At 30.6% G+C, this 23047-nt stretch carries 22 protein-coding genes and 1 pseudogene; all 23 read left to right on the forward strand.

Going from position 1 to position 23047, the window contains the following annotated elements; all coding sequences use genetic code 11:
• The first annotated feature begins 62 nt into the window (after window positions 1-62).
• The 23 genes and pseudogenes from SOR60_RS06535 (at window position 63) to SOR60_RS06640 (ending at window position 23047) form a co-directional block, all read left to right on the forward strand.
• Window positions 63-917: a hypothetical protein gene (locus SOR60_RS06535; RefSeq protein ID WP_154540906.1), complete on the forward strand. Its 855-nt coding sequence runs from the start codon at window positions 63-65 to the stop codon at window positions 915-917.
• Window positions 918-1091: 174 nt separating this feature from the next.
• Window positions 1092-1938: pseudogene (locus SOR60_RS06540) on the forward strand (KilA-N domain-containing protein).
• Between the two features lie 165 nt (window positions 1939-2103).
• Window positions 2104-2904: a class I SAM-dependent methyltransferase gene (locus SOR60_RS06545; RefSeq protein ID WP_154540908.1), complete on the forward strand. Its 801-nt coding sequence runs from the start codon at window positions 2104-2106 to the stop codon at window positions 2902-2904.
• A 615-nt stretch (window positions 2905-3519) separates the two neighbouring features.
• A complete protein-coding gene (locus SOR60_RS06550) occupies window positions 3520-3732 on the forward strand; it encodes a hypothetical protein (protein ID WP_154540910.1) in 213 nt (70 codons plus the stop codon).
• 14 nt (window positions 3733-3746) lie between these two features.
• Window positions 3747-3893 (forward strand): hypothetical protein, encoded by a 147-nt coding sequence (locus tag SOR60_RS10505; protein ID WP_407654225.1) that lies wholly within the window; start codon window positions 3747-3749, stop codon window positions 3891-3893.
• A gap of 410 nt (window positions 3894-4303) precedes the next feature.
• Window positions 4304-4807 carry a GNAT family N-acetyltransferase gene (locus SOR60_RS06555; RefSeq protein ID WP_154540912.1) on the forward strand — a complete coding sequence of 168 codons (504 nt, stop codon included), beginning with the start codon at window positions 4304-4306 and terminating at the stop codon, window positions 4805-4807.
• The gene (locus SOR60_RS06560; RefSeq protein ID WP_154540914.1) at window positions 4804-7386 is read left to right on the forward strand and encodes an ATP-dependent DNA helicase; all 2583 of its coding nucleotides are present in this window, start codon (window positions 4804-4806) and stop codon (window positions 7384-7386) included. Before SOR60_RS06555 ends, SOR60_RS06560 begins: the two co-directional genes overlap by 4 nt.
• 40 nt (window positions 7387-7426) lie before the next feature.
• Window positions 7427-7741: a PadR family transcriptional regulator gene (locus SOR60_RS06565; protein ID WP_154540916.1), complete on the forward strand. Its 315-nt coding sequence runs from the start codon at window positions 7427-7429 to the stop codon at window positions 7739-7741.
• A gap of 1 nt (window position 7742) precedes the next feature.
• Window positions 7743-8444, forward strand: coding sequence for a pseudouridine synthase (locus SOR60_RS06570; RefSeq protein ID WP_154540918.1), 702 nt, complete (start codon window positions 7743-7745; stop codon window positions 8442-8444).
• 94 nt (window positions 8445-8538) lie between these two features.
• The gene (locus SOR60_RS06575) at window positions 8539-9147 is read left to right on the forward strand and encodes a sugar transferase (RefSeq protein WP_154540920.1); all 609 of its coding nucleotides are present in this window, start codon (window positions 8539-8541) and stop codon (window positions 9145-9147) included.
• 243 nt (window positions 9148-9390) lie between these two features.
• Window positions 9391-9963, forward strand: a complete 573-nt coding sequence (locus SOR60_RS06580; RefSeq protein WP_154540922.1) for a glycerol-3-phosphate responsive antiterminator — start codon at window positions 9391-9393, stop codon at window positions 9961-9963.
• Between the two features lie 11 nt (window positions 9964-9974).
• On the forward strand, window positions 9975-11480 hold the full coding sequence (glpK, locus tag SOR60_RS06585) for a glycerol kinase GlpK (RefSeq protein ID WP_154540924.1): 1506 nt from the start codon (window positions 9975-9977) through the stop codon (window positions 11478-11480).
• 117 nt (window positions 11481-11597) lie between these two features.
• On the forward strand, window positions 11598-13019 hold the full coding sequence (locus SOR60_RS06590) for an NAD(P)/FAD-dependent oxidoreductase (protein ID WP_154540926.1): 1422 nt from the start codon (window positions 11598-11600) through the stop codon (window positions 13017-13019).
• A gap of 10 nt (window positions 13020-13029) precedes the next feature.
• On the forward strand, window positions 13030-14289 hold the full coding sequence (locus SOR60_RS06595) for an NAD(P)/FAD-dependent oxidoreductase (protein ID WP_154540927.1): 1260 nt from the start codon (window positions 13030-13032) through the stop codon (window positions 14287-14289).
• A complete protein-coding gene (locus SOR60_RS06600) occupies window positions 14286-14645 on the forward strand; it encodes a DUF1667 domain-containing protein (RefSeq protein WP_154540929.1) in 360 nt (119 codons plus the stop codon). Before SOR60_RS06595 ends, SOR60_RS06600 begins: the two co-directional genes overlap by 4 nt.
• 228 nt (window positions 14646-14873) lie before the next feature.
• A complete protein-coding gene (locus SOR60_RS06605) occupies window positions 14874-16739 on the forward strand; it encodes a BglG family transcription antiterminator (RefSeq protein WP_154540931.1) in 1866 nt (621 codons plus the stop codon).
• 9 nt (window positions 16740-16748) lie between these two features.
• The gene (locus SOR60_RS06610; protein WP_154540933.1) at window positions 16749-17195 is read left to right on the forward strand and encodes a transcriptional regulator GutM; all 447 of its coding nucleotides are present in this window, start codon (window positions 16749-16751) and stop codon (window positions 17193-17195) included.
• 14 nt (window positions 17196-17209) lie between these two features.
• A complete protein-coding gene (gene srlA / locus SOR60_RS06615) occupies window positions 17210-17770 on the forward strand; it encodes a PTS glucitol/sorbitol transporter subunit IIC (RefSeq protein ID WP_154540935.1) in 561 nt (186 codons plus the stop codon).
• Entirely contained in the window at window positions 17763-18764 is a 1002-nt protein-coding gene (gene srlE, locus SOR60_RS06620; protein WP_154540937.1) for a PTS glucitol/sorbitol transporter subunit IIB, read from the forward strand. Before srlA ends, srlE begins: the two co-directional genes overlap by 8 nt.
• A 20-nt stretch (window positions 18765-18784) precedes the next feature.
• Window positions 18785-19147, forward strand: a complete 363-nt coding sequence (locus SOR60_RS06625; protein WP_176270021.1) for a PTS glucitol/sorbitol transporter subunit IIA — start codon at window positions 18785-18787, stop codon at window positions 19145-19147.
• Window position 19148: 1 nt separating this feature from the next.
• Window positions 19149-19961, forward strand: a complete 813-nt coding sequence (locus SOR60_RS06630; protein WP_154540941.1) for an SDR family oxidoreductase — start codon at window positions 19149-19151, stop codon at window positions 19959-19961.
• Between the two features lie 117 nt (window positions 19962-20078).
• A complete protein-coding gene (locus SOR60_RS06635) occupies window positions 20079-21131 on the forward strand; it encodes a glycerol-3-phosphate dehydrogenase (RefSeq protein ID WP_154540943.1) in 1053 nt (350 codons plus the stop codon).
• Between the two features lie 11 nt (window positions 21132-21142).
• A complete protein-coding gene (locus tag SOR60_RS06640) occupies window positions 21143-23047 on the forward strand; it encodes a PTS mannitol transporter subunit IICBA (protein WP_320595519.1) in 1905 nt (634 codons plus the stop codon).

A 23047-nucleotide genomic window follows, 5' to 3' on the forward strand; every position in this document is an offset into this window, starting at 1 on the left:
CAATCATTCTACTAGAAAACTAATAAGAGATGGTTCATAATTTATTGGAAAAGGATATTTATATGACTAATGATAAAAAAATTATAGAAGAATTAATAGAATACCAATTAGAAAATACTAAAGTCAATTTGATTCGAGAAAAAGATGGAATTGGTGTATATCGTGTTGAAACACCAGGTCATTCATATGTATTAAAATATTTCTACAATAAAGAATTTCGTAGAGAAATTAGTTATTATCAAACTCTAAAATCCTTGAATATTCCGACAATTCAAGTGTTTGGAAGTACACAATCTTCAATTCTTCTTGAAAATATTAATGGATCATTTGAATTTCGTTTAGGTCAGAAGGAAGATTTTGAAAATAAAAATATTATTAAGGCCTTGGCGAGATGGTATAAACTTCTCCATAAAAATGGTATGAAATATGCTGAGGATAACAATTTATATTCTCAATGGGATTATCTGTCTGAATTAAATTTATATAAGATGGCTAATAAATTTGATTTATCTAATGAAAAATCGTTTATAAACTTTATGAACTTTTATCCTAGAATTTGTGAAAAAATGAGAAATGCTAAGAAGACTCTTATCTATCAGGATTTCTATTATACAAATATGGTGGTTAGCATAGATGAAAGTAAAGCATTTATGTTCGATTATAATATGCTTGGCAAAGGTTCATATATATCGGATATTTTGAATGTTACTTATTGGTTTTCTAAAGAAAACAAACAATTATTCATTGATGAGTATGGTGGCATTGATTACCAATTGTTAAATTTAGAAAAGTTAATTGCGCCATTTATTGCATTGATTATTGCAATGGAAAGAAATGTTTATCTATCCTGGACTCAGGATGCTAAAGATACTATCATAAACAAAGTCGATTCATATTTAGAATACTTTCACAATTAGATTAAGAAACCCGGCTTTTGTGTCATAATAATGATAGAGGAAAATAGTTATGTAAATATAAGGAGTTTAGAGTTTCTACCAAAGTTTAAAACTCAAAAAATAAATATTTGGTGTGCTGCTTAGGGTAATAATATAATTATTGTAAGGAGTATACCAGTATAAGGAGGAAGTAAGTTGACAAAGATTAGAAAGGAAAAGATTACTGCTAAGGGATTTAGCATTCAAGTTTATACTGAAGACTTTAAGAATGATTATATTAGCTTAACAGATATAGCTAAATATAAAAATAAGCAAGAGTTCAATGTCGTTGTAGCCAATTGTATGAGAAATTATAATACTATGAATATTTAGGGATATGAGAGTAAGTTAAACAATCCAAATTTTAACCCCCTCGAATTCGAGTGGTATTACAAGAAGCAGGTAGCGATGCTTTTACTCTATCACCTCAAAAGTGGCAAAAAACAACAAATGTAATTGGATTATTTGCAAAACTTGGAAGATGCGGAGGAACTTTCGTCCATAAAGATATTGCGTTTAAATTTGCATTTTGGATATCAGCTGAGTTTGAACTATATATAATAAAAGATTATCAGAGATTAAAGGAAGATGAAAATTTAAAATTATCTCTATCATGGAATCTTCATAGAGAAATATTAAAGATAAATTATAAAATTCATACTTATGCAAGCAAAGAATATTTGATAAAAGATTTGACGAATGAACAATTGTCATTTAAATATGCAAGTGAAGCTGATATGTTAAACGTGGCATTATTTAAAAAAATAGCCAGACAGCGGAGAGAAGAAAATCCAAAACTAAAAAGAAACATGAAGGACTATGCAAGCCTTAATGAACTCTTAGTACTTGCCATATGGAGTCATATAATGTGATTTTAATTGAAAAGGGAATTTGTCAAAAAGAAAGAATGATTGAGCTAAGAAACTTGGCTAGAGCACAACTAATTTCTCTAGAAAGGTTAAATAATTTAGAATTAAAGAGTTATCAGAATAGAGAAAATTAAGTATAAAAAATAGATTTGATGAAAATAAATGTATTTATTAATTGTACTAATATTTTATTTAAGATGTAAGAAGTGGACCTTATTTCATAATTATGACAACGGCATATAGTAAAGATGATGAATGGATTTTAGAGTTATCTGCGAAAAATATAAGAGGAATAAAAAATGGATTTTAAAGAAATTTCAAAAATAGATAATGATTTTATTAGAAATGAGAAATTGTATAAATTTTTTGACGAAGAAAAAAGACTATTTAGTAAATCAGGTCAGATTGAAAAAATTACTACCTTAAAAGAAATTTCTAATTATATTAGTCAAGATTCAAAAATTCTAGATGTTGGAGCAGGAACTGGGGTTTACAGTATCCCTTTGGCTGAAAAAGTAAATAAAGTTATTGCTTATGAACCTGCAACTAATAACTATATACAAATAAAAGAAAAAATCAAAAAGAATAATTTGCAGAATATTACAGTTGAAAATAAAAGTTCACTTAATATGGAAGAGCTAAAAGATGAATATTTCGATATAGTCCTGCTATTTGGACCTATGTATCACTTATCAAGCGAAGAAGACAGAGTACATACACTTAGTGAAGCAAAGCGTGTTGTTAAAGCTGGAGGACATATACTAGTATCTTTTATCAACCATGACATGATTCCAATGACAGAAATGGTCTATAATTCAAATTTTTTTGAAACTGAAGGATATAATCCCACAAAGCAAAGACTTATAAATAGACCCTTTATTTTCTTTACATTATCAGAGTGCATTGAAATGCTTGAAAAGGAAAATCTTATAATCATTAGAAAAGTTGCCACAAGTGGATATTCTGAATTATTACAAAATCAGATTAATGATATGAGTAACTTATCTTATGGAAGATATATTGATTGGCACCTTGCTCATTGTGATAAAGAAGAGTTACTAGGAGCAAGTAATCATTATCTTTTTGTTTGCAAAAAGTGAATATAGAATAAAATGCTAAAAGACATAATGTTTAATAACCACCAAAATAAAAAACAATTAAGTTTTTAAGTTTATTGATATTGTTTTAGATTTTTTACCCTGTAGTGACATCTTGTTATTAAAATCTTTGATGAAAAACAAAGTGCTAAGAGATAGCTTATTTACAAAAATTAGAATAATAGATATTTAGAAAATGATAAGTTTGATAGTAAGTACAAGGAATTAGGGGACAATTTTATAATGCAGCTTTATAAGGATGTAAAAAGCTCGATAGAAAGTAATTTAGGATAAAAAATCTTATTGAAGAAGTCACCAAGTTTTCTGATTTTAATTTATGGCCTAGGATAGAAAATAAAGATATAAATGATTTTGATAAAATAGGAAGGATTATTAATCTGCCTGAAAGTCACGAACTTACCCAAAGATTTCATAATTCCATGCTTCAACTTGAATTAGGTTTATTACAAGGCAACTTAAATATAATTGCTATAAAAACTATAAGGCAGACTGCCAAAAACCTATCCAAAAAAGGAAAATATAAAGAAAGGCGATTAAGAAAAATCTTACCTATTAAAAAACATAGAAGACGATAATTTTTGGAAAGATATAGGCCTTATGAAATTTGAAGAAATAAGGCTAGCTCTTAGAGATTTTATGCCTTTAATTGGCCTTAAAGAACAAAAAAGCTACTATTCAAACTTTAAGGATGAATTTATTAGTATAAAAGAAAATGATGTTGAATTTTTTGAAGAAGCTCTTAAAATATATAGGGAAAAAGCTAAGCACTATGTAAAATCAAAAGTAAAGGATGATCGTATCATAAATTAATAATTATAAGATCGATAACAGGATTAAGTCAAGATAGTATAAACAAAGCCTTTGCTGAATTTTATAGAGAAAATAAACTAAACTATGAGCAACAAATGTTTGTAAAAACCATAACCAATTACCTAAAGAAAAATAACTACCTATCTATGGAAGTCTTCTAAAAAGAGTCTTTTAAATCAATAGGCTCTATTACAAAAATTTTTAAAGATAATAAAAAAGAAATTAGAAGCCTACTTAATATTCTAAATAAGCTAAATGAATATGTAGATGTGGTCTAAAAATTAATAAAAGTATATATGAACTAGGAATTAGAACAAAACTAAATATTAAAGCTTCTATATAGCAAAATGAAAGGCTACGAGTTTGAAAACTCATAGTCTTTTTAGTTATAATGTTTTATTGATAGATATCATAAAAATAAAAGTTAGATTTATTTTACTTTGTAATTTCAGTTTACTTATTATGATTATATATTAAGAAATAGTATAACTAATTTAATCCTTGAACTTTTTATTTTATTAAATAAGTATTTTAAAATATTAAATTCATCAAATTAAAGTATAATAAAGCTATGAGAAAAGCAGAATTAAAAGATTTGAAAAATGTAATGGAAATAATTGAAGATGGGAAGCTTTCACTTAAAGAAGACGGGATAGACCAATGGCAAAATGGTCTTCCTAAAATAGATGATATAAGGAAAAATATAGAATCTAATCAAGGCTATGTTTATATAGTAGATGGTGAAATTGTTTCATTTGCTTATCTTAAAGAAGATTATGAAAAGGATTATGAGCCTATTGAAAAAGGCTTCAAAAAACATGATGATTTTTTTACTATACATAGATTAAGTATCAAAAAATGTTCGAAAGGAAAGGGGATTTCTAAGAAGTTTTTGGGCGAAATCATAGCTTTTGCTAAGGATAGAGGGCTTTCATCTGTTAGGATTGATACCCATAGAGATAACTTTAAGATGAAATCTTTGATAAAAAAGTTTGATTTTAAAAAGATTGGGCCATGTTTTGTAGATGATGGAAAGGGAAGAAGCGAAAGAATTGCCTATGAGTTAGTATTATGATAAATAAAAGTCAAGAAATTATAGTGAATGAATCAAAATATCCAGCTTGTGTTATAGCAGGTCCTGGGACTGGAAAGACATTTACTATAGTTAGAAAAATTATATCTTTAATCAAAAATGATGGTCTTGCTCCCAATAGGATTCTTGTTACAAGTTTTACCAAAAAAGCTGCCAATGAGCTTATAGAAAGGGTTGAATCCGAGCTTAAAAAAGAAAATATCAAGGCTGATACTTCCAATATGCTTATAGGGAATTTCCATTCTCTTGCCTTGAATTTTTTAAGAAAATACAAATCCTTTAGTGGGGATATTTTAGAAAAAAGGGTCATTGACCAAGCTATGGAAGGCTATTTACTTGAAAAAAATCTTCATATCTTTAAAAATATTGATGATTTTGACACTTATATTTCCTATAATGAAGTTGGTCAAATTATGGGAATATTTTCCTATATTACCAACAACCTTATAGATTTGAATGCTTTAAGGGAGTCCAATGATAAAAAAGATAGATTAGGTCTTGAAATTTATTTAAAATGGGCGAGTTTTTTGGATGAAAATAAGCTTATTAATTATCAGCTTATCCTTAAAAATTTCTACAATCTTTTAGATGATTTTGAATATGGGAGAAAAATCAGGGATGAGATAGATTTTGTAATAATAGATGAGTATCAAGATACTAATCATATCCAAGAAGAGATAGGGTTTAAACTTTTAAAAGGTAAGAATATCATGGTTTTTGGAGATGATGATCAATCACTTTATGCTTTTAGGGGAGCAAGTCCAGAAAACCTCACAGATTTTAATAAGACTTGCGAGAGAAAGCTTAAGTGCAAGGCCAATTTTTATAGTCTTAATATAAACTACAGATCGAATCAGGAAATTATAGATAAGTCCAAGGATTTTTTATCTCAAAGTGGTGCCTTTGATCAGATTAAAGATCTTAAGGCTTTTGATGAAGAAAATAATCACAATACAGTGGTAAGGGCAAGGGCTTTAAACTATGATAATATACTAAAGATTATAAAAGAGTTAAATAAGGATATTAATTTAAATCAAATAGCCTTTCTTTTTCCAAGCTTAAAACACAAGTATCCAAAAGATCTTCAGTCATTTTTTGAATTTAATAAAATAGGAGTCTTAAACAAGTCATCTAAGCTTTTTTTTAGAAGAGATGAGGTAAGGATTTTGCTTTTTATCCTTCTTTCCATATATTCAAGAAAGCCAAAATCAAAAGAAGGTTCTAATGAAAATAATTATAAAAGAGCACAGGAGACGCGTTTTAAGACCTATCTTATATCTATCTTTGATGATGTGAATTTCAAAAAAGATAAGGATTTAAATTGTTTTATAAGTAATAAAAAAGAAAAAATCAAAGAAAATTTATCTTATACTGATATAATCTATGAATCTTTTAAACTACCTATAGTGAAATCCTACCTTGACCAAGAACTTAAAGGACTAAAGGCTATTCGTAATCTTTCAAATATAGGAAAATTTACTGAGATTATAACTGATTTCATTGATATAAATGGACCTGATATTAACTTTTACCAAAAGTCAGTAGAGCTTTTTTATGGATATATTTTTTATCTCTTTAAAAATGAGCTGGTTCCTGAATTTGAAGATTTTGATACACCAAAAAATGCTATAAATTTTTTAACTATCCACCAATCAAAAGGACTTGAGTATGATGTAGTTTTTGTATCTGGTCTTTATGAGAATCCATCAAGTCCTAAGATGGGTTTTTCTAAAAACATAAGAGATAAAAATGGAAATAATGAGTATAAAAATTTTTTCAGAAAGTACTATACAGCTATGACCAGAGCTAAAAAACTTTTAGTAATTTTAGATAACTCAGAGAATTTTCAAATCAAAAATTTCCAAAAAGGTCTGAATAATTCATCAAATTTATCGACTCTTGACCTTAAATTTGAAAAAGAAGAAGTAAAAAAAGAAATATTAGCATACACAACTGACATTGAAGTTTATAAGTCTTGTCCTTTAAAATACAAATTCATAAGGCTTTTATCTTTTAGAAAAGAAAAAAGCAAGTCTTTAATCTTTGGTTCAAATGTCCATGCTATAGCTGAGTTTTTGACTAATCTTCAAAAGGAGGGCAAGTCATTAGATTTAGTAAATGAATTTATAAAAAATAATAAAATATATCAAAAGCCAATAGAAAATTTTGTAAATAGAGATTTTAATATAAAAGAATCAGAGCTTAACCTAAAGCTTGACAGAGGATTTTATTTACTTCAAGGAAATATTGATGTGGTTTTAGAAGATGGTTCGATTGTTGATATAAAGACGGGAAAAGTAAATGAGAATTATTTAGAAAGATATAAAAACCAACTCCTTACTTACTACAACTTGTTTGTGTATAATAACAAAAAGATAAAAGACTTATACCTTTATTTTATAGAAAGTGATAAGCTTATTAAAGTTAAGAGAGATAACTTTAATATAAGTATGATTGATAATCTTGCTAAAAATATAGTTAAGAGAAATATTGAAGTAAAAACAAGTAATAGAGATGAGTGCAAGTTTTGTCCTATGGCTTACTTTTGTGATAGAGCTTGAAAAAGGACTACTATGTAATACAATATTCTTAGGTGATAATATGGAATCTCAAATGTTAAAAGGAGTTATCGAAGGGGTAATTCTTCAAATAATTAAAAATAAAGAAACATATGGTTATGAGATTGTAGAAAATCTAAGGCTAAATGGTTTTTATAATATGACAGAGTCAACAGTTTATCCAATCCTACAAAGATTATCCAATAAGGGTCTTATCCTTTCATCAAAGGAGAAGTCTAAGCTTGGACCTAAGAGAAAATATCATTATATAACCCCCAAAGGGGAAGAATACTTAGAGGAATTTAAAGAAAGTTTTAGAGAGCTTGAAAGACTAGTTGGAAATATTATAGGAGATTAAGATGATAATGAGAGTAGATAAAATGATTGGAAATGCCAATCTTGATACAAGAAAAAATATAAAAAGAAACGCCAAAAAGGGAGCTCTTCTTATAAATGGAGAAATCATAAAGGATTCATCAACAAAGGTTGATCCTAATGTAGATGAGGTAGTTTATATGGGAGAGTTAGTAGACTATTTTGACAATATTTATATTATGATGAATAAGCGAGAAGGTCTTATTTGTCAATCAAATGAACTTGATGGAACTGTAATGCAAGACTTGGATGATTTTTACCTAAATCTTGATATATCAATAGTCGGAAGACTCGATAAGGATACAACAGGACTTTTATTAATGTCAACTGATGGGAAATTTGTCCATAAGCTTATAAGTCCAAATTCAAATATTTGGAAAAAATATGAGGTTGAAACTTCTAAAAAAATAGATCCTTCTTTAGTTGAAATTTTTAGAAATGGAGTATATATTAAAGAAGATGACTATACAGCAAGAAGTGCTAAACTTGAAATCCTTGATGAAAGAAAAGCCTATGTATATGTAACAGAAGGTAGATTTCACTTAGTTAAAAGGTTATTTTCCAACAACAACAATGAGGTAATAAAGCTTAGAAGACTTGCTATAGGGGATTTAGAACTTGATTCTAGTCTTAATCCTGGACAATATAGAGAACTTAGTAAAGAAGAATTGAATTTATTTATCTAAACAAAAATTCCATAAAAAATAAGTTTAGATTAAAATAGGAATAAATAAGTGGCGCTCTTGAGTAGTGCCTTTACCTTGTAAAAGTGGAGGGTATATGTACGAAAACTACATAAAATTTATTTTGGACAAGATACTGGCAATAATTGCTCTAATACTACTTAGTCCAATAATTTTGATTACAGCCTTAATTATAAAAATAAAAGAGTGGGATTCCCCTGTCCTTTTTATCCAAGAAAGGTCAGGAATTTATAGAAAGCCTTTTAAGTGCTATAAATTTAGGTCTATGTCAACTTCAGCCCCTAAGAATGCATCTACATGGGAGCTTGAAAATCCAGAAAATTATATAACACCATTTGGTGCTTTTATGAGAAAGACTTCCCTTGATGAGCTTCCTCAACTTTTCAATATCCTAAAGGGGGATATGTCCTTTGTAGGGCCTAGACCAGTTATCCTAAAAGAAACTGAATTATTAGACTTAAGAGAAAAGTATGGAGCATGCAAGGTAAAACCAGGTATAACAGGACTTTCTCAAATATCTGGAAGGGATAATCTTCCACCTAGGCAAAAGGCTAAGATGGATGGACTTTATGCTGGAAATGTAAACTTTATTGATGATATGAAGCTATTTTTAAAGACTATTCCTGCTGTTATATTTGGAGAAGGCATAAGAGAGGGAAAAATAAATGATGAAGATTTCAAATAATTAGCCTTTTGGCTTTTAGATACAAATAAAATGTTTTCATAAAGTAAAGATAAATTATTATAAAGAAAATAATAAAAAGATTTTAATATTATAGGACTTCACTTTTTTTCGGAAAATATTGGATTCTTTTCATGAAATTGATTGCATTTATTTTTACATTGTGATATTATTAAAATATAAGAATATTATGGAGAAGCGAGCAGGATTAATAACCGGCTCGCTTTGTGTATTTATGGAGGATAAATGATTGATATAGTTGATTTGCTTTATGAAAATCCTGTGATTATGGCTATTAAAGATAATAAGGATTTAAGAGAGTGCCTAAAAAAAGAAAATAATGGCAACAAAATAGTTTTTGTTCTATATGGAAATATTGAAACTATATCACTTATAGTAGAAAAACTTAAGGATAAGGGAAAAATAGTCCTTGTTCACGAAGACCTTGTAGAAGGACTTTCTTCATCTTACCTTTCATCATCCTTTATTAAAAAATACACAAATGCCGATGGAATTATTACTACAAGATCACAAAATGCATCATATGCTAGAAAAATCGGTCTTATATCTGTTCTTAGGTTTTTTGTCCTAGACTCTCTTTCTTATGAGAATGTCAAAGAAACCATAAAAAAGGCTAATTGTGACCTTATAGAAATACTTCCTGGTATTATGCCAAAAATCTTAGATGATATAGGGAAAAGAACTGCTATTCCAATAATTGCAGGTGGCCTTATTAGAGATAAAAATGATGTTATCGAGGCCTTAAATGTTGATGCTGTAGCTGTATCATCGTCAAATTACAACGTTTGGAAAATGTAAAGGAGATTAGTATGACTAAGTACATAATGGCGCTAGATGCTGGAACAACAAGTAATAGAGCGATTCTTTTTAACAAGAAAGGTGAAATTAAGTCAGTTGCCCAAAAAGAATTTACCCAATTTTTCCCACACCCAGGCTGGGTTGAACATGATGCTACAGAAATTTGGTCAACTCAATTAGGGGTTTGTACAGAAGCTATAGCAAAGCTTGGTATCGATTCTAAAGATATAGAGGCAATTGGTATAACAAACCAAAGAGAAACAACTATAATTTGGGATAAAAAAACTGGAAAGCCAGTCTATAATGCAATCGTTTGGCAATGCAGAAGAACAGCTGATATGGCAGACAAACTTGTAGAAGATGGCTATCGTGAAATGATTCAAAATAAGACAGGCCTTGTAGTGGATCCATATTTTTCAGCAACAAAGATAAGATGGATACTCGATCATATAGAAAATGGGCAAGAAAGAGCTGAAAATGGAGAGCTTTTGTTTGGGACAGTTGACACATGGCTAATCTATAACCTAACTCGTGGAAAAGTTCATGTAACAGACTATACCAATGCTTCAAGAACAATGTTATTTAATATCCATACCCTAGAATGGGATGATGAACTTTTAGAAATGCTAAATATACCTAGGTGCATACTTCCAGAAGTAAAACCATCAAGCTTTGTATATGGTAATACTTTCCCAGGATATTTCAATGGTGAAATTCCTATAGCAGGAATTGCAGGTGACCAACAAGCAGCTTTATTTGGACAAACATGCTTTAACCCTGGAGATGCCAAAAATACTTATGGAACAGGTGCTTTCTTACTTATGAATACGGGAAAAGAAGCAGTAAAAAGTGACAATGGCTTAGTTACAACTATAGCTTGGGGGCTTGAAGAAGGAAAAGTAAGCTATGCCCTAGAAGGTTCAATCTTCGTGGCTGGTTCTGCTATCCAATGGTTAAGAGATCAACTTAGGATAGTTGATGCTGCTGATGATACAGAATATATGGCTACAAAAGTAGATGATACCAACGGATGTTATGTAGTTCCAGCCTTTACAGGACTTGGTGCTCCATACTGGGATCCTTATGCAAGAGGAACAATTGTGGGTATATCAAGGGGAACGAGTAAGTACCATATAGTTAGGGCAACACTTGAATCTCTAGCCTATCTTACAAATGATGTCTTAACAGCTATGGCGAAAGATTCAGGAGAAAGTCTAAAAGAATTAAAAGTAGATGGTGGAGCAAGTGCTAATAATTTCTTAATGCAATTTCAAGCAGATATGATTCAAACCAAGGTAGAAAGACCAGAAACACTTGAAACAACAGCTCTAGGTGCATGCTACTTGGCAGGACTCGCTGTAGGATTTTATAAAAATCTAGATGAGATAAAAGAAAATAGATTAGTAGATAAAGAATTTATTCCAGAAATATCCAAAGAAGAAAGGGATAAGAAGGATAGAAACTGGCAAAGAGCTATGCAAAGAGCTTTTGGATGGGCTAATCATTTTGAAGAATAGTTTACAAAATCTAAAATTTAGAGTATACTACAAATAAGAATAATATACGAAAGAGAAAGCGAGTTAAAGTTAGCCTTACTTTAACTTGCTTTTTTTATTACTTAAAAGGAGAAATAAATGTTTGATGCAATAATTATTGGTGGTGGAGTTACAGGTACATCCATAGCCTACAATTTATCAAAGAAAAAGGGAAAGTTTCTATTAATAGAAAAAAATGAGGACTTATGTACAGAAACATCAAAGGCAAATTCTGGTATCTGCCATGGTGGATATGATGCGAAGCCTGGTTCTATGAAAGCTAAAATGAATGTTTTAGGAAATCATATGATGGAAGAGATTAGTAAGAAACTATCCTTTCCTTATAAAAAAATAGGAACTCTAGTTTTATGCCACAGTGAAGCTGATATGGATAAGCTTCAAAAACTTTATGACCAAGGTATAGAAAATGGTGTTTCTGGTATGAAGATTTTAAATAGGCAAGAAGTTTTAGAGCTTGAGCCAAATGTAACAGATGATGTAGTAGCAGCCTTATTTTGTGAGGAAGCAGGAATTTTAGATCCATTTTTGATGACTATAGCTTTTGGTGAAGTTTCAAATATAAATGGTGTTGATTATGTTTTCAATGAAAAAGTTATAGACACAATAAGAGAAGATGATTATTGGATAGTTAAAACTGAAAAAAATACATATAAGACAAAGACTATTGTAAATGCAGCTGGAATTCATTCTGATGAAATTCATAATAAGGTCTCAGATGAAAAATACGAAATAAGGGCAAGACGTGGTGAGTACTTACTCTTAGACAAAGATTCTAAAGGTTTTGTAAAACATGTTATGTTTAACCTTCCAACTGAAAAAGGTAAGGGAATACTTGTTTCACCAACCATAGATGAAAATACCTTAGTAGGACCTACATCAGACTTTATAGACGATAAGGAAGACAAAAGATCTACTAGAGAGCATATAGAAGAAGTTATAGAAAAATCAAATGATACTGTTAAAAATGTACCGGTAAGAATGGTAATAACATCATTTTCTGGAAACAGGGCACATGAAAAGGGTGAAGACTTTATTCTAAAAGAAAGCCTTGATGGATTCTTTGATTGTATAGGTATAGAATCTCCTGGTCTTACTTCAGCACCAGCTATAGGAGATTATATGGCAAATCTTGTAAGTGAGAAACTAAAATTAGAAGAAAAAGAAAATTTCATTTATGATAGAAAGCCAACACCAAAAACAAGTGAAATGAGCCTAGAAGAGCATGATGCCTTAATCAAAAAAGATAAGAGATATGGAAAGATAATCTGTAGGTGTGAATCCGTCACAGAAGGAGAGATAGTGGATGCTATAAACAGACCACTTGGAGCAAGGACTGTAGATGGAGTTAAAAGAAGAGTTAGAGCTACTGCTGGAAGATGCCAAGGAGGATTCTGCTTACCAAGAGTTATGGAAATTTTAGCAAGAGAACTTGATATACCATATGATAATGTAGTTAAAAATGCTAAGGGTTCATACTATATAAGAGGACATGTAAAGTAAGGAGAAAATAATGAAAGATTATGAATTAGTAATAATAGGTGGAGGTCCTGCAGGACTTGGTGCTGCAGTTAAAGCCTATGATGAAGGAATAAAAAACATACTAGTAGTAGAAAGAGATGAAATGCTTGGGGGAATATTAAACCAATGCATACATAATGGATTCGGTCTACATAGGTTTAAAGAAGAACTTACAGGTCCTGAATATGCCCAAAGATTTATAGATGAAGTTAAAAAAAGAGATATAGACTTACTTTTAAATACCATAGTAGTTGATTTTAGGGAAGATAAGACTATAAGTCTTATGAATGAAGAAAATGGTATGTTTACACTAAAACCAAAGGCAGTTATTCTTGCAATGGGTTGTAGAGAAAGGCCAAGGGGAGCATTAAATATACCGGGAAGCCGTCCGGCAGGGGTATACTCTGCTGGTACAGCTCAAAGAATGATAAACCTAGAAGGATATATGCCAGGGAAAAAAGTGGTGATTTTAGGTTCTGGTGATATAGGATTAATCATGGCAAGAAGGATGACGCTTGAAGGAGCAGAAGTTAAATGTGTTGCAGAAATTATGCCATATTCTGGAGGATTAAAAAGAAATATAGTTCAATGCTTAGATGACTTTAATATTCCTCTTTACTTTAATACAACTATATCCTCTATAGAGGGAGTTGATAGGGTTACAGGTTGTACACTTTCAAAGGTTGATAAAAATATGAAAGTAATACCAGGAACTGAAAAACACTTTGATTGTGATACAATACTTCTTTCAGTAGGACTTCTTCCAGAAAATGAACTTACAAAAGAAGCAAATATAGAAATAGACCCAAAGACTAAAGGGGCAGTTGTATCAGATAGGCTAATGACAAGTGTTGATGGAGTCTTTGCAGCAGGAAATGTCCTTCATGTACATGATTTGGTAGATTATGTTACAGAAGAGAGTGAACTTGCAGGAAAATCAGCAGCAGCCTATATAAAAAATGAATTCAAAAAATCAAAAGAAAAGCCAATTTACCTTAAGGCTGGAGATGGAATATCATACACCCTTCCTCAATATATAAACAAGGATACAATGGCAGATGAAGCCATAATAAGATTTAGGGTAAACAATGTTTATCAAAAAAGAATCCTAAAAATGTTTGTAGATGGTAAGGAAGTAGCCAAAAAAAGAAAACTAGTTTACGCTCCCGGTGAGATGGAAAATCTCATACTTAAAAAGAAAGATCTTGGAGAAGATGCTAGTAATATAGAAATAAAATTGGAGGAAATATGAAAAAAGAATTAACCTGTATAAATTGTCCTCTAGGATGTAATGTGATAGTAACTATGGATGATAAGGGAGAAATACAAGATATCACAGGAAATACTTGCAAAAGAGGAGAAATATATGCAAGAAATGAAGTTAAGAATCCTGTAAGAATGGTAACTTCAACTGTTAAAGTCATTGGAGGAAAACTATATTCTGTTCCAGTAAAAACAAGTGATGCTATAGCAAAAGATAAGATGAAAGAGGCAATGTATGAGATAAACAAGGCAAGTATCAAGGCACCTGTTCATATTGGAGATGTAGTAGTAAATAATATAGCAAATACAGGCATAGACCTTATAGCAACAGCAAATAGAAAATAAAATAAAAATATCAAGACTTCAAACTTTATGTTTGAGGTCTTTTTTTGTGTAAAAAATTAATAAAAACTTTAGTAAATTATTATTCCGAGTTCCTTTAAACAAATATTATAATCAAAATATTAATTAAAATTTTGCTATGAACAAATGATAAGGTGAATTTCTCCTTGCGAGAAAAAGTATGTATTAATTAAATTTCAATCTGTAATACCATATAGAAAGAGGGAGGATATGATTTGGAAAAAGTTAGAAAATAGGAGTCTTTATCTAATAGAGCTTCTTGAAAGAAAGCCTATTAATGAAGATATATTATTAGATCAGTTAAAAATTAGCAAGAAAACATTATCAAACGACATAAAACAAATAAATAAAAAATTAGAGCATTGTGCTTTCATCAACATCAAACATAAGGAAATTTCCCTATATGTATATGATTATAAAAGATACAAAAAATCTTTAAATAAAATTAGAAAAGAAGAGGAAAGCTTCAATAATGAGAAATATAGACTTATTTATATTATAAAAAACTTATTTGAAAATAAGACTGTGACTATGGGGGATCTTTCATTTGAGATGATAATCTCAAAAACTACCTTAAATAAGGATATTGAGAAAGTAAATAAACTTATGGATTCTTACAATATAAGGATAGCCGGAAGACCTAATGTAGGCATTGGAATTCTTGGTGAAGAAATAGATATTAGAAACTTTGTTATAGAAAATTGTTACAATGAAATTTTTAGGCAAAATAAAGACACTAGACTTGTTTCAGAAATTATTAGAAAAGCCTTGTCCCCTTATTTAGTAGATGAGGAAACCCTTGACAGGATGAAGATATTTCTCAATGTATCCATAGTAAGGATTAGAAATAATTTTTATATTAATAGGCTTGATAAGGACTATTCATACAATCTTAAGGGCCTTATTAAAGATATAGGGGAAGATATAAAAAACAGAGTTGAAAAAGTTATAGGTCTTAAGCTAAGTGATGATGAACTTAAATTTATAACAGTTCCTTTGAGGGGAATGAGAACTCCTCTTATTATTACAAGTATTTCAGATATTGAAATAGGTCAGGATATACAAAATCTTATAAGTGAAATTTTTACATCTATTAAAAGGCAGATGGATCTTGATGTTGATCTTGGAAAAGTTACTAAGGATTTTAACTACCACATTTATTTTCTTCTTAATAGAATAAAGCTTGACTATAAGATTGATAATAGCCTAAATGAAGAAATTAAAAAAGAATATAGGGTGGCATACAAGATGGCAGAAATTGCAGCTAAAGTTATAGAAAATAAACTTGAAAAGACTGTAAATGAGTCGGAAAAATCCTACCTTGCCTCCTACTTTCAAATATATATAGTAGAAAAACTCGACCTTGTAAATAAAAATGCTTTTAAGATAGCGATTTTTACGACAGATGAGATAAATGACCTGTCTTTAAAAAGAAAATTGAAGGCAGGAGATATAAATGATGACTTATCTATTTCTATAATCGATGATATTTCTATTGACTTATCAGGCTATGATCTTCTTATTACGGATAGGGATGTAGATACTGAGATTAGTCAAATATCTGGAAAGGACATCTATAAGATTTCAAAGATTAGAGAAAGAATAGAGGACTTAAGAGAAAAGAAAAATATGATTTTAAACAATAGGTTTTTAAAGTCAGTTTTTTTAAACAACTTGGATGAAGAAAAGTTATTTTTAATTAAAGGTAAGGATTTTAAGAAAAATCTTTACTATATGCTTGATTCCTTAATTGATAAAAATCTAGTAGATGAAGATTTTAAGGAAAGAATTATAAAAAGAGAAAAGATCTCTTCAACTATATTTTCTAGGGGAGTAGCCTTTCCTCATACTAAGTCAAATAAGTTGAGTGTAGCCTTGGGAATTAATGAAAAGGACTATCCTAATTTGATATTTTTAGTAGGAGTTCCAGAAAATTTAGATGAAGTCTTGGTAAAACTTTATGATGAGATTGTTACGATTGCTAATGATGATAAGCTTGTTGAGAAAATTTCTAAGATAAAATCTTATCCAAAATTGATGGAGTTTTTTATCAAGGAAACAGAATTGTTTAGGTGAGGAGAAAAAATGTCTAATTTTGTATACTTAGGTATCTTTATACTTTCTATGTATCTTTTACAATACTTTTTTACTTTTTTACAAATGAACTCCTTTAGGGATTATTTTAATAAGTATATAAAAGATGGAAAGGTAGCTATAGGCATAAAAAAGGGAGCTATAAGGGCTGGTGCCATAGTTATGTTTTCTGTAGATGAGTTAGGAAATATTAAAAAATATGCTTATATCCATGGGGTATCGGTATTTGCTAGGTTTAAGGAAAAAGATCTATTTAGGAATGCAAATATCAAGGACTTGGATGAAGAAATTTTAAATGAATTAAAAATTGAAAAAAATATAAGACTTGCCATTTTAAATGCCAGGAACAATTTTATAAAGGCAGAAAATGGTGAAGAAATAAAAATGGAAAAATCGCCTCTACAAAAAGCTTTTGGCTTTTTTAGAAATAGAAAATAAAAAGGAGAGAATTTATGGATTTTTTAGTAAATCTTGCCCAATCATTTATTGGTTTATTTGAAATGGGTGCAGAAACTTTAGTAGGTTGGATGACTTCTATAGTACCTAAGGTACTTTTACTTTTAGTATTCATGAATGCGTTAATTGCACTTATTGGAGCTGAAAGGGTTAACAAATTTGGTAAATTATGCTCGAAAAACAAAATCTTAGCTTATGGTGTTTTACCTTTCGTATCAGCCTTTATGCTAGGTAACCCAATGGCTTTATCAATGGGTAAGTTCTTGCCTGAGGCACAAAAACCTTCATATTATGCATCAGCAGCTTACCACTGCCATACAAACAACGGAATATTTCCTCACATAAATCCAGGTGAATTATTCGTATGGTTAGGTATAGCTCAAGGTGTTGAAAAACTAGGATTATCTACAGTTCCTTTAGCTATAAGATATATGCTTGTAGGTTTAGTTATGAATTTTTTATCAGGATGGATTACAGACTTTACAACAAAATTTGTTGAAAAACAACAAAATATTAAATTAAAAAGAGCAATAGATGTGGAGGTACACAATGAATAAGATAAGGATTGAAAAAGGTCATGCAGGCTTTGGTGGTCCATTAGAAATTGGACCAGAAGGTGAAAAAAATACACTTTTATATATAACAGGTGGAGGAGCAAAACCTGAAATAGTTGATAAAATTGTTGAACTTACAGGGTGTGAGGCTGTAAATGGCTTTAAAACTTCAGTTCCAGAAGAAAATATATTTGCTGTAATAATAGACTGTGGTGGAACACTAAGGTGTGGAATATATCCTAAAAAAGGAATTCCAACTATAAATATAATGGCAACTGGAAAATCTGGTCCCTTAGCAAAATATATAACAGAGGATATATATGTGTCTGATGTTGGACTTAATCAAATAAAAGCTCTTGGAGAAAGTGAAGCTAAAAAAGCTAGTCCAAAAGAAGAAGCTAAAGAAGATAAGTCTAAAGTTACTTATTCATCAGATAAAAAGGTTTCAGAAACTCTAGCAGAACAATCTGGAAATTCCTTTATACAAAAAGTAGGTATGGGAACAGGTAGAGTTATAGATATATTCTTCCAAGCAGGTAGAGATTCTGTTCAAACTGTAATAAGTACGATCCTTCCATTCATGGCCTTTGTATCTATGTTGATAGGTATAATCCAAGGTTCAGGATTTGGTAACTGGTTTGCAAAACTTCTTATTCCACTTGCAAACAATATAGTAGGTCTTGTAATCTTGGGGCTTGTTTGCTCACTTCCAGTGCTTTCAGCACTACTAGGACCTGGAGCTGTTATAAGCCAAGTTATAGGAACCTTAATAGGTAGTGAAATTGCAAGAGGAAACATTGCACCTAATCTTGCACTTCCAGCACTATTTGCTATAAATACACAAAACGCTTGTGACTTTATTCCAGTAGGTTTAGGCCTTGCAGAAGCAGAAAAAGAAACAGTAGAAGTTGGTGTAGTATCTGTAATGTATTCAAGATTTCTAATAGGTGTACCAAGGGTAATAGTAGGATACTTAGCATCATTTGGACTTTATTAGAAAAAAGATAGGGATTATTGATGAAAACAATTTATGAAAACAAAGTAAAGGCTCAAGGAGACTTGGTTGAAGAATTTGGCAGTGAAATGCTCATTTTCTTTGGCGATAATGCACCTGATACTTTAAAAGATTATTGCCATCTTATAGATATAAAAAAAGTAGATGGAGAAATTAAGGTAGGCGATTATTTTGAAGTCGATGGATTAAAAGCAAAGATTCTTGCTGTAGGAGAAGAAGCTCAAAGAAATCTTGAGAATTTAGGACATTTAACAGTTAATCTTTCAGCAAATGTTGAAGACTTACTTCCAGGGGCCATAGTTTGTGAGAGTTTAGATATTATAAAGGTTGAAATAGGATCAGAGATTAAAATAGTGGAGGAATAATATGTCTTGGTTAGGTTTAGAAAATAAAATAGTAATAGTAACAGGAGCAGCTTCAGGAATTGGAAAGGCTGTAACAGAAGGATTAATAGAAGCAGGTGCTAAGGTTGTAGCGTGTGATATTAATAGTGAAAAACCAGAATTTAAGGGAGAAAGTGAAAATAATCTCCTTTATCAAATCTGTGATGTTACAAAAAGAGAAGATGTGAAATCTTCGGTTAAAGCTGCAGTTGATGAATTTGGAACACTTGATGTTATAGTAAATAATGCTGGAATTAATATTCCAAGACTTCTTGTAGATCCTAAGAAGGAAGATAGCGAATACGAATTAGATGATAAGGTATTTGATAAGGTTGTAAATATCAATCTTAAAGGTTTATTCTACTGTGCTCAAGAAGCGGCAAGAGTTTTTGTTAAAGAAAATTCGGGTGTAATTATAAATATGTCATCTGAATCAGGTCTGGAAGGAAGCGAAGGGCAATCAATTTATGCTGCAAGCAAAAATGCTGTAAATTCATTTACAAGATCTTGGTCAAAAGAACTTGGAAAATATGGAATTAGGGTTGTAGGTGTAGCACCTGGAATACTTGAAGCTACTGGACTTAGAACCATTTCTTATGAAACTGCTCTAGCTTATACAAGAGGTATTACAGTTGAAGATCTAAGAAAAGGATACTCTTCAACAAAAACAACCCCATTAGGAAGAAGTGGAAAACTTTCAGAAGTAGCAAACCTAGTATCATTTTTAGCAAGTGATAGAGCATCATATATCCATGGTGTAACTATAAATGTTGCTGGTGGTAAGACTAGAGGATAACAACTTGTATTATTAAAATTTAAATAATATGACACACTTGAGACAATAGAATATAAAAAGATAAAAAGCGGATGATTTACTAAGGTTTTGCTTTTTATCTTTAATTAAGGAGTAATTATGAAAACTTTAACATTTGTAGGATGTGGAATGATGGCTTCAGCCTTATCTATACCAGCCCATGACAATGGACACAAAATAAGACTTGTAGGGACACATATTGACAAGGACATAGTAAAAGAAGGTAAAAAAAGCCAATACCATATAAGCTTAAAAAGACAACTTTCCCATGATACAGAATTTTACTATATAGAGGAATTAGAAAAAGCCCTTGATGGGGCAGATGCAGTAATATGTGGGGTTTCATCTTTTGGTGTAGATTGGTTTTTAGAAGAGGTTTATCCGAAAATAAATCCAGAAGTTCCAGTTTTATCAGTAACAAAGGGAATGATTAATAACTCTGATGGAAGCATAATAACTTATCCAGAATATTGGATGCAAAAATTAGAAGAGAAAGGAATCAAAAGAGAGATAAATGCTGTTGGCGGACCTTGTACTTCATATGAGCTTGCTGATAAGCACCAATCTCTAGTAGGATATTGTGGAAATAGGATTGAAGAATTAAAGATGTTTAGAGAAATCTTTGGCACAGATTACTACCATATTTCTTTATCAACAGATATAAGGGCAGTCGAGCTTTCAGTAGCACTTAAAAATGCCTATGCTCTTGCTGTATCCCTTTCAGTAGGTATAGCAGAAGTTGAAGAAGGTAAGGAAGGAGTAAACCACTATAATCCACAAGCAGCACTTTTTACCCAAGCAAGTCGTGAAATAGGGGAGCTTTTAGAAGTTTATAATGGGGATAGAAACCAATTAGAACTTGGAATAGGTGACTTGTATGTAACAATATATGGTGGAAGAACAAGAAAAATAGGGACTCTTCTAGGTAGGGGTATAAGCTTTGATAAAGCAATGGAAACTCTCAAAGGAGTAACTCTTGAATCAGTAGTTATAGCAAAGAGAATGGGAGAAAGTATTAATAAATTAGGAGAAGATGGAAAGATAAATCCAGAGCACTTCCCACTTCTTATGCATGTATATGATTTAATTGCAAATGAAAAGAAGGTCAATATACCTTGGGAAAAATTTAATTTAGACGATTTTGAAAATTGAGGAAGTGCAAAATGACTGAAAGTGTTGGGAAAAATAAAAATAAATTAACTACTAGCTTTCAAGAAAAGTTCCAAAAATTTGGAGGTTTTTTGTCAGGAATGGTAATACCAAATATAGGAGCTTTTATAGCCTTTGGTCTTATAACTGCCATATTTTTGGAAACAGGTTGGTACCCAAATGAAAAAATAGCTAAACTTATTTCCCCACTTCTACAATATATTCTACCAATGATGATTGGCTATACTGGTGGAGAGATGATTTATGGTAAAAGAGGGGCAGTAGCAGGTGCAACTGTTACCCTCGGTCTTATTGTAGGTGGTGGAGATGTAGCAATGTTTTTAGGTGCTATGATAATGGGACCTTTAGGTGGTTTTATAATCAAAAAATTCGATGACTTGGTAAAAGATAAGATACCTGAAGGATTTGAAATGATTGTAAATAACTTCTCTTTGGGAATTGTTGGGGGGATTATTTGTATACTTTCATATATTTTTGTTGGTCCTTTAATGCAATCGATTACCAATATCTTGGCAGGAGGAGTTTCTTGGATTATAGATAGAGGAATCTTACCTTTATCAGCAATCTTTATAGAACCTGCAAGAGTATTGTTTTTAAATAACGTAATAGATCACGGTATAATGGCACCTCTTGGACTTGAACAAGCACAAAGTCAAGGTTTTTCATCTTTATTTATGATAATACCAAACCCAGGAATTGGTCTTGGAATACTTTTAGCATATTATATATATGCAAAAGGCGAGATGAAAGATGCAGTTCCATCAGCAATACTTATTCATTTCTTTGGTGGAATCCATGAGATATTTTATCCATTTGTACTAGCCAATCCATTCCTAATTTTAGCTGATATAGCTGGAGGAATAGCAGCTATTATAATCATGCAAATTACAAATTATGGAACAACTTATACACCATCTCCTGGATCTATAATATCAGTTTTAGCCTTAACGCCAAAGGGACATTATCTTGGGGCAATTCTAACAGTTGGAATATCATGCCTTGTGACTTTTTTGGTAGCAGCATTTTTTGTTAAGAAAGCATATAAAAATTATGAAGAGCCAGATGAAGAGATTATTTTTGAAGATTTTCCAAGAACTTTTGGAAAAAAGATAAATGGACCTATTAGAAAGATTGTAGTAGCATGTGATGCAGGTATGGGCTCATCTGCTATGTCTGCTTCATCTTTAAGAAAGAAATTAAAAAATGCAGGATTAAATGTAGAGGTAATCCATTCTGCTATAGCGAATATTCCATCTGATGTAGATCTTATAGTAACTCATGTTGAACTTACAGAAATTGCTAAAAAGGCAAAGCCTAACAAAGCTCATATTTCTATATCATCATATATAAATCCTAAAGAATTCAATGATATTGAAAATCTTATAAGGAAAAATCATGAGGAAAACAAATCTTATATAATAGATGAAAAAGAAGAAGTAGTTGAAGTAAAGACAAATAACAATTCAGATATTCTGGATTTAGAAAATATAATAATAGATGAATCTATAAAGGATAGAGATACTTGTCTTAATTTAATAAATAAAAAATTTGTAGAAGGAGGCTATACTACGCCAAGATATCTAGATGGTCTTTATGCCAAAGAAGAAGAATTTAATACTAATATGGGAAATGGACTTGCCATACCACATGGTTCATTTGATTATAAGAGTGAGATACTTAAGACTGGTCTTGTTCTAATTATAAATAAAAATGGTATAGAATGGAATGGTTCAAATGTCAAACTTGTAGTAGGAATAGCTGGAAAAGGCGATGAGCACCTTGATATATTGGCAAAGATTTCTACTGAATTTGATACAGAAGAAAAGGTAGATGATTTTGTAAAGATAGGTAATCCTGCAAAAATAAAAGAAATTCTTGAAAATAAGGAGAGGAAATAA

The organism is Anaerococcus porci (genome assembly GCF_034090325.1).
GTDB classification, from domain to species: Bacteria; Bacillota; Clostridia; order Tissierellales; family Peptoniphilaceae; genus Anaerococcus; species Anaerococcus porci.

Bases quoted from the DNA above. Each gene is read 5' to 3' on its own strand.
- SOR60_RS06535 (WP_154540906.1), top strand. From the start codon at position 63: ATGACTAATGATAAAAAAATTATAGAAGAATTAATAGAATACCAATTA.
- SOR60_RS06545 (WP_154540908.1), top strand. From the start codon at position 2,104: ATGGATTTTAAAGAAATTTCAAAAATAGATAATGATTTTATTAGAAAT.
- SOR60_RS06550 (WP_154540910.1), top strand. From the start codon at position 3,520: ATGAAATTTGAAGAAATAAGGCTAGCTCTTAGAGATTTTATGCCTTTA.
- SOR60_RS06555 (WP_154540912.1), top strand. From the start codon at position 4,304: ATGAGAAAAGCAGAATTAAAAGATTTGAAAAATGTAATGGAAATAATT.
- SOR60_RS06560 (WP_154540914.1), top strand. From the start codon at position 4,804: ATGATAAATAAAAGTCAAGAAATTATAGTGAATGAATCAAAATATCCA.
- SOR60_RS06565 (WP_154540916.1), top strand. From the start codon at position 7,427: ATGGAATCTCAAATGTTAAAAGGAGTTATCGAAGGGGTAATTCTTCAA.
- SOR60_RS06570 (WP_154540918.1), top strand. From the start codon at position 7,743: ATGATAATGAGAGTAGATAAAATGATTGGAAATGCCAATCTTGATACA.
- SOR60_RS06575 (WP_154540920.1), top strand. From the start codon at position 8,539: ATGTACGAAAACTACATAAAATTTATTTTGGACAAGATACTGGCAATA.
- SOR60_RS06580 (WP_154540922.1), top strand. From the start codon at position 9,391: ATGATTGATATAGTTGATTTGCTTTATGAAAATCCTGTGATTATGGCT.
- glpK (WP_154540924.1), top strand. From the start codon at position 9,975: ATGACTAAGTACATAATGGCGCTAGATGCTGGAACAACAAGTAATAGA.
- SOR60_RS06590 (WP_154540926.1), top strand. From the start codon at position 11,598: ATGTTTGATGCAATAATTATTGGTGGTGGAGTTACAGGTACATCCATA.
- SOR60_RS06595 (WP_154540927.1), top strand. From the start codon at position 13,030: ATGAAAGATTATGAATTAGTAATAATAGGTGGAGGTCCTGCAGGACTT.
- SOR60_RS06600 (WP_154540929.1), top strand. From the start codon at position 14,286: ATGAAAAAAGAATTAACCTGTATAAATTGTCCTCTAGGATGTAATGTG.
- SOR60_RS06605 (WP_154540931.1), top strand. From the start codon at position 14,874: ATGATTTGGAAAAAGTTAGAAAATAGGAGTCTTTATCTAATAGAGCTT.
- SOR60_RS06610 (WP_154540933.1), top strand. From the start codon at position 16,749: ATGTCTAATTTTGTATACTTAGGTATCTTTATACTTTCTATGTATCTT.
- srlA (WP_154540935.1), top strand. From the start codon at position 17,210: ATGGATTTTTTAGTAAATCTTGCCCAATCATTTATTGGTTTATTTGAA.
- srlE (WP_154540937.1), top strand. From the start codon at position 17,763: ATGAATAAGATAAGGATTGAAAAAGGTCATGCAGGCTTTGGTGGTCCA.
- SOR60_RS06625 (WP_176270021.1), top strand. From the start codon at position 18,785: ATGAAAACAATTTATGAAAACAAAGTAAAGGCTCAAGGAGACTTGGTT.
- SOR60_RS06630 (WP_154540941.1), top strand. From the start codon at position 19,149: ATGTCTTGGTTAGGTTTAGAAAATAAAATAGTAATAGTAACAGGAGCA.
- SOR60_RS06635 (WP_154540943.1), top strand. From the start codon at position 20,079: ATGAAAACTTTAACATTTGTAGGATGTGGAATGATGGCTTCAGCCTTA.
- SOR60_RS06640 (WP_320595519.1), top strand. From the start codon at position 21,143: ATGACTGAAAGTGTTGGGAAAAATAAAAATAAATTAACTACTAGCTTT.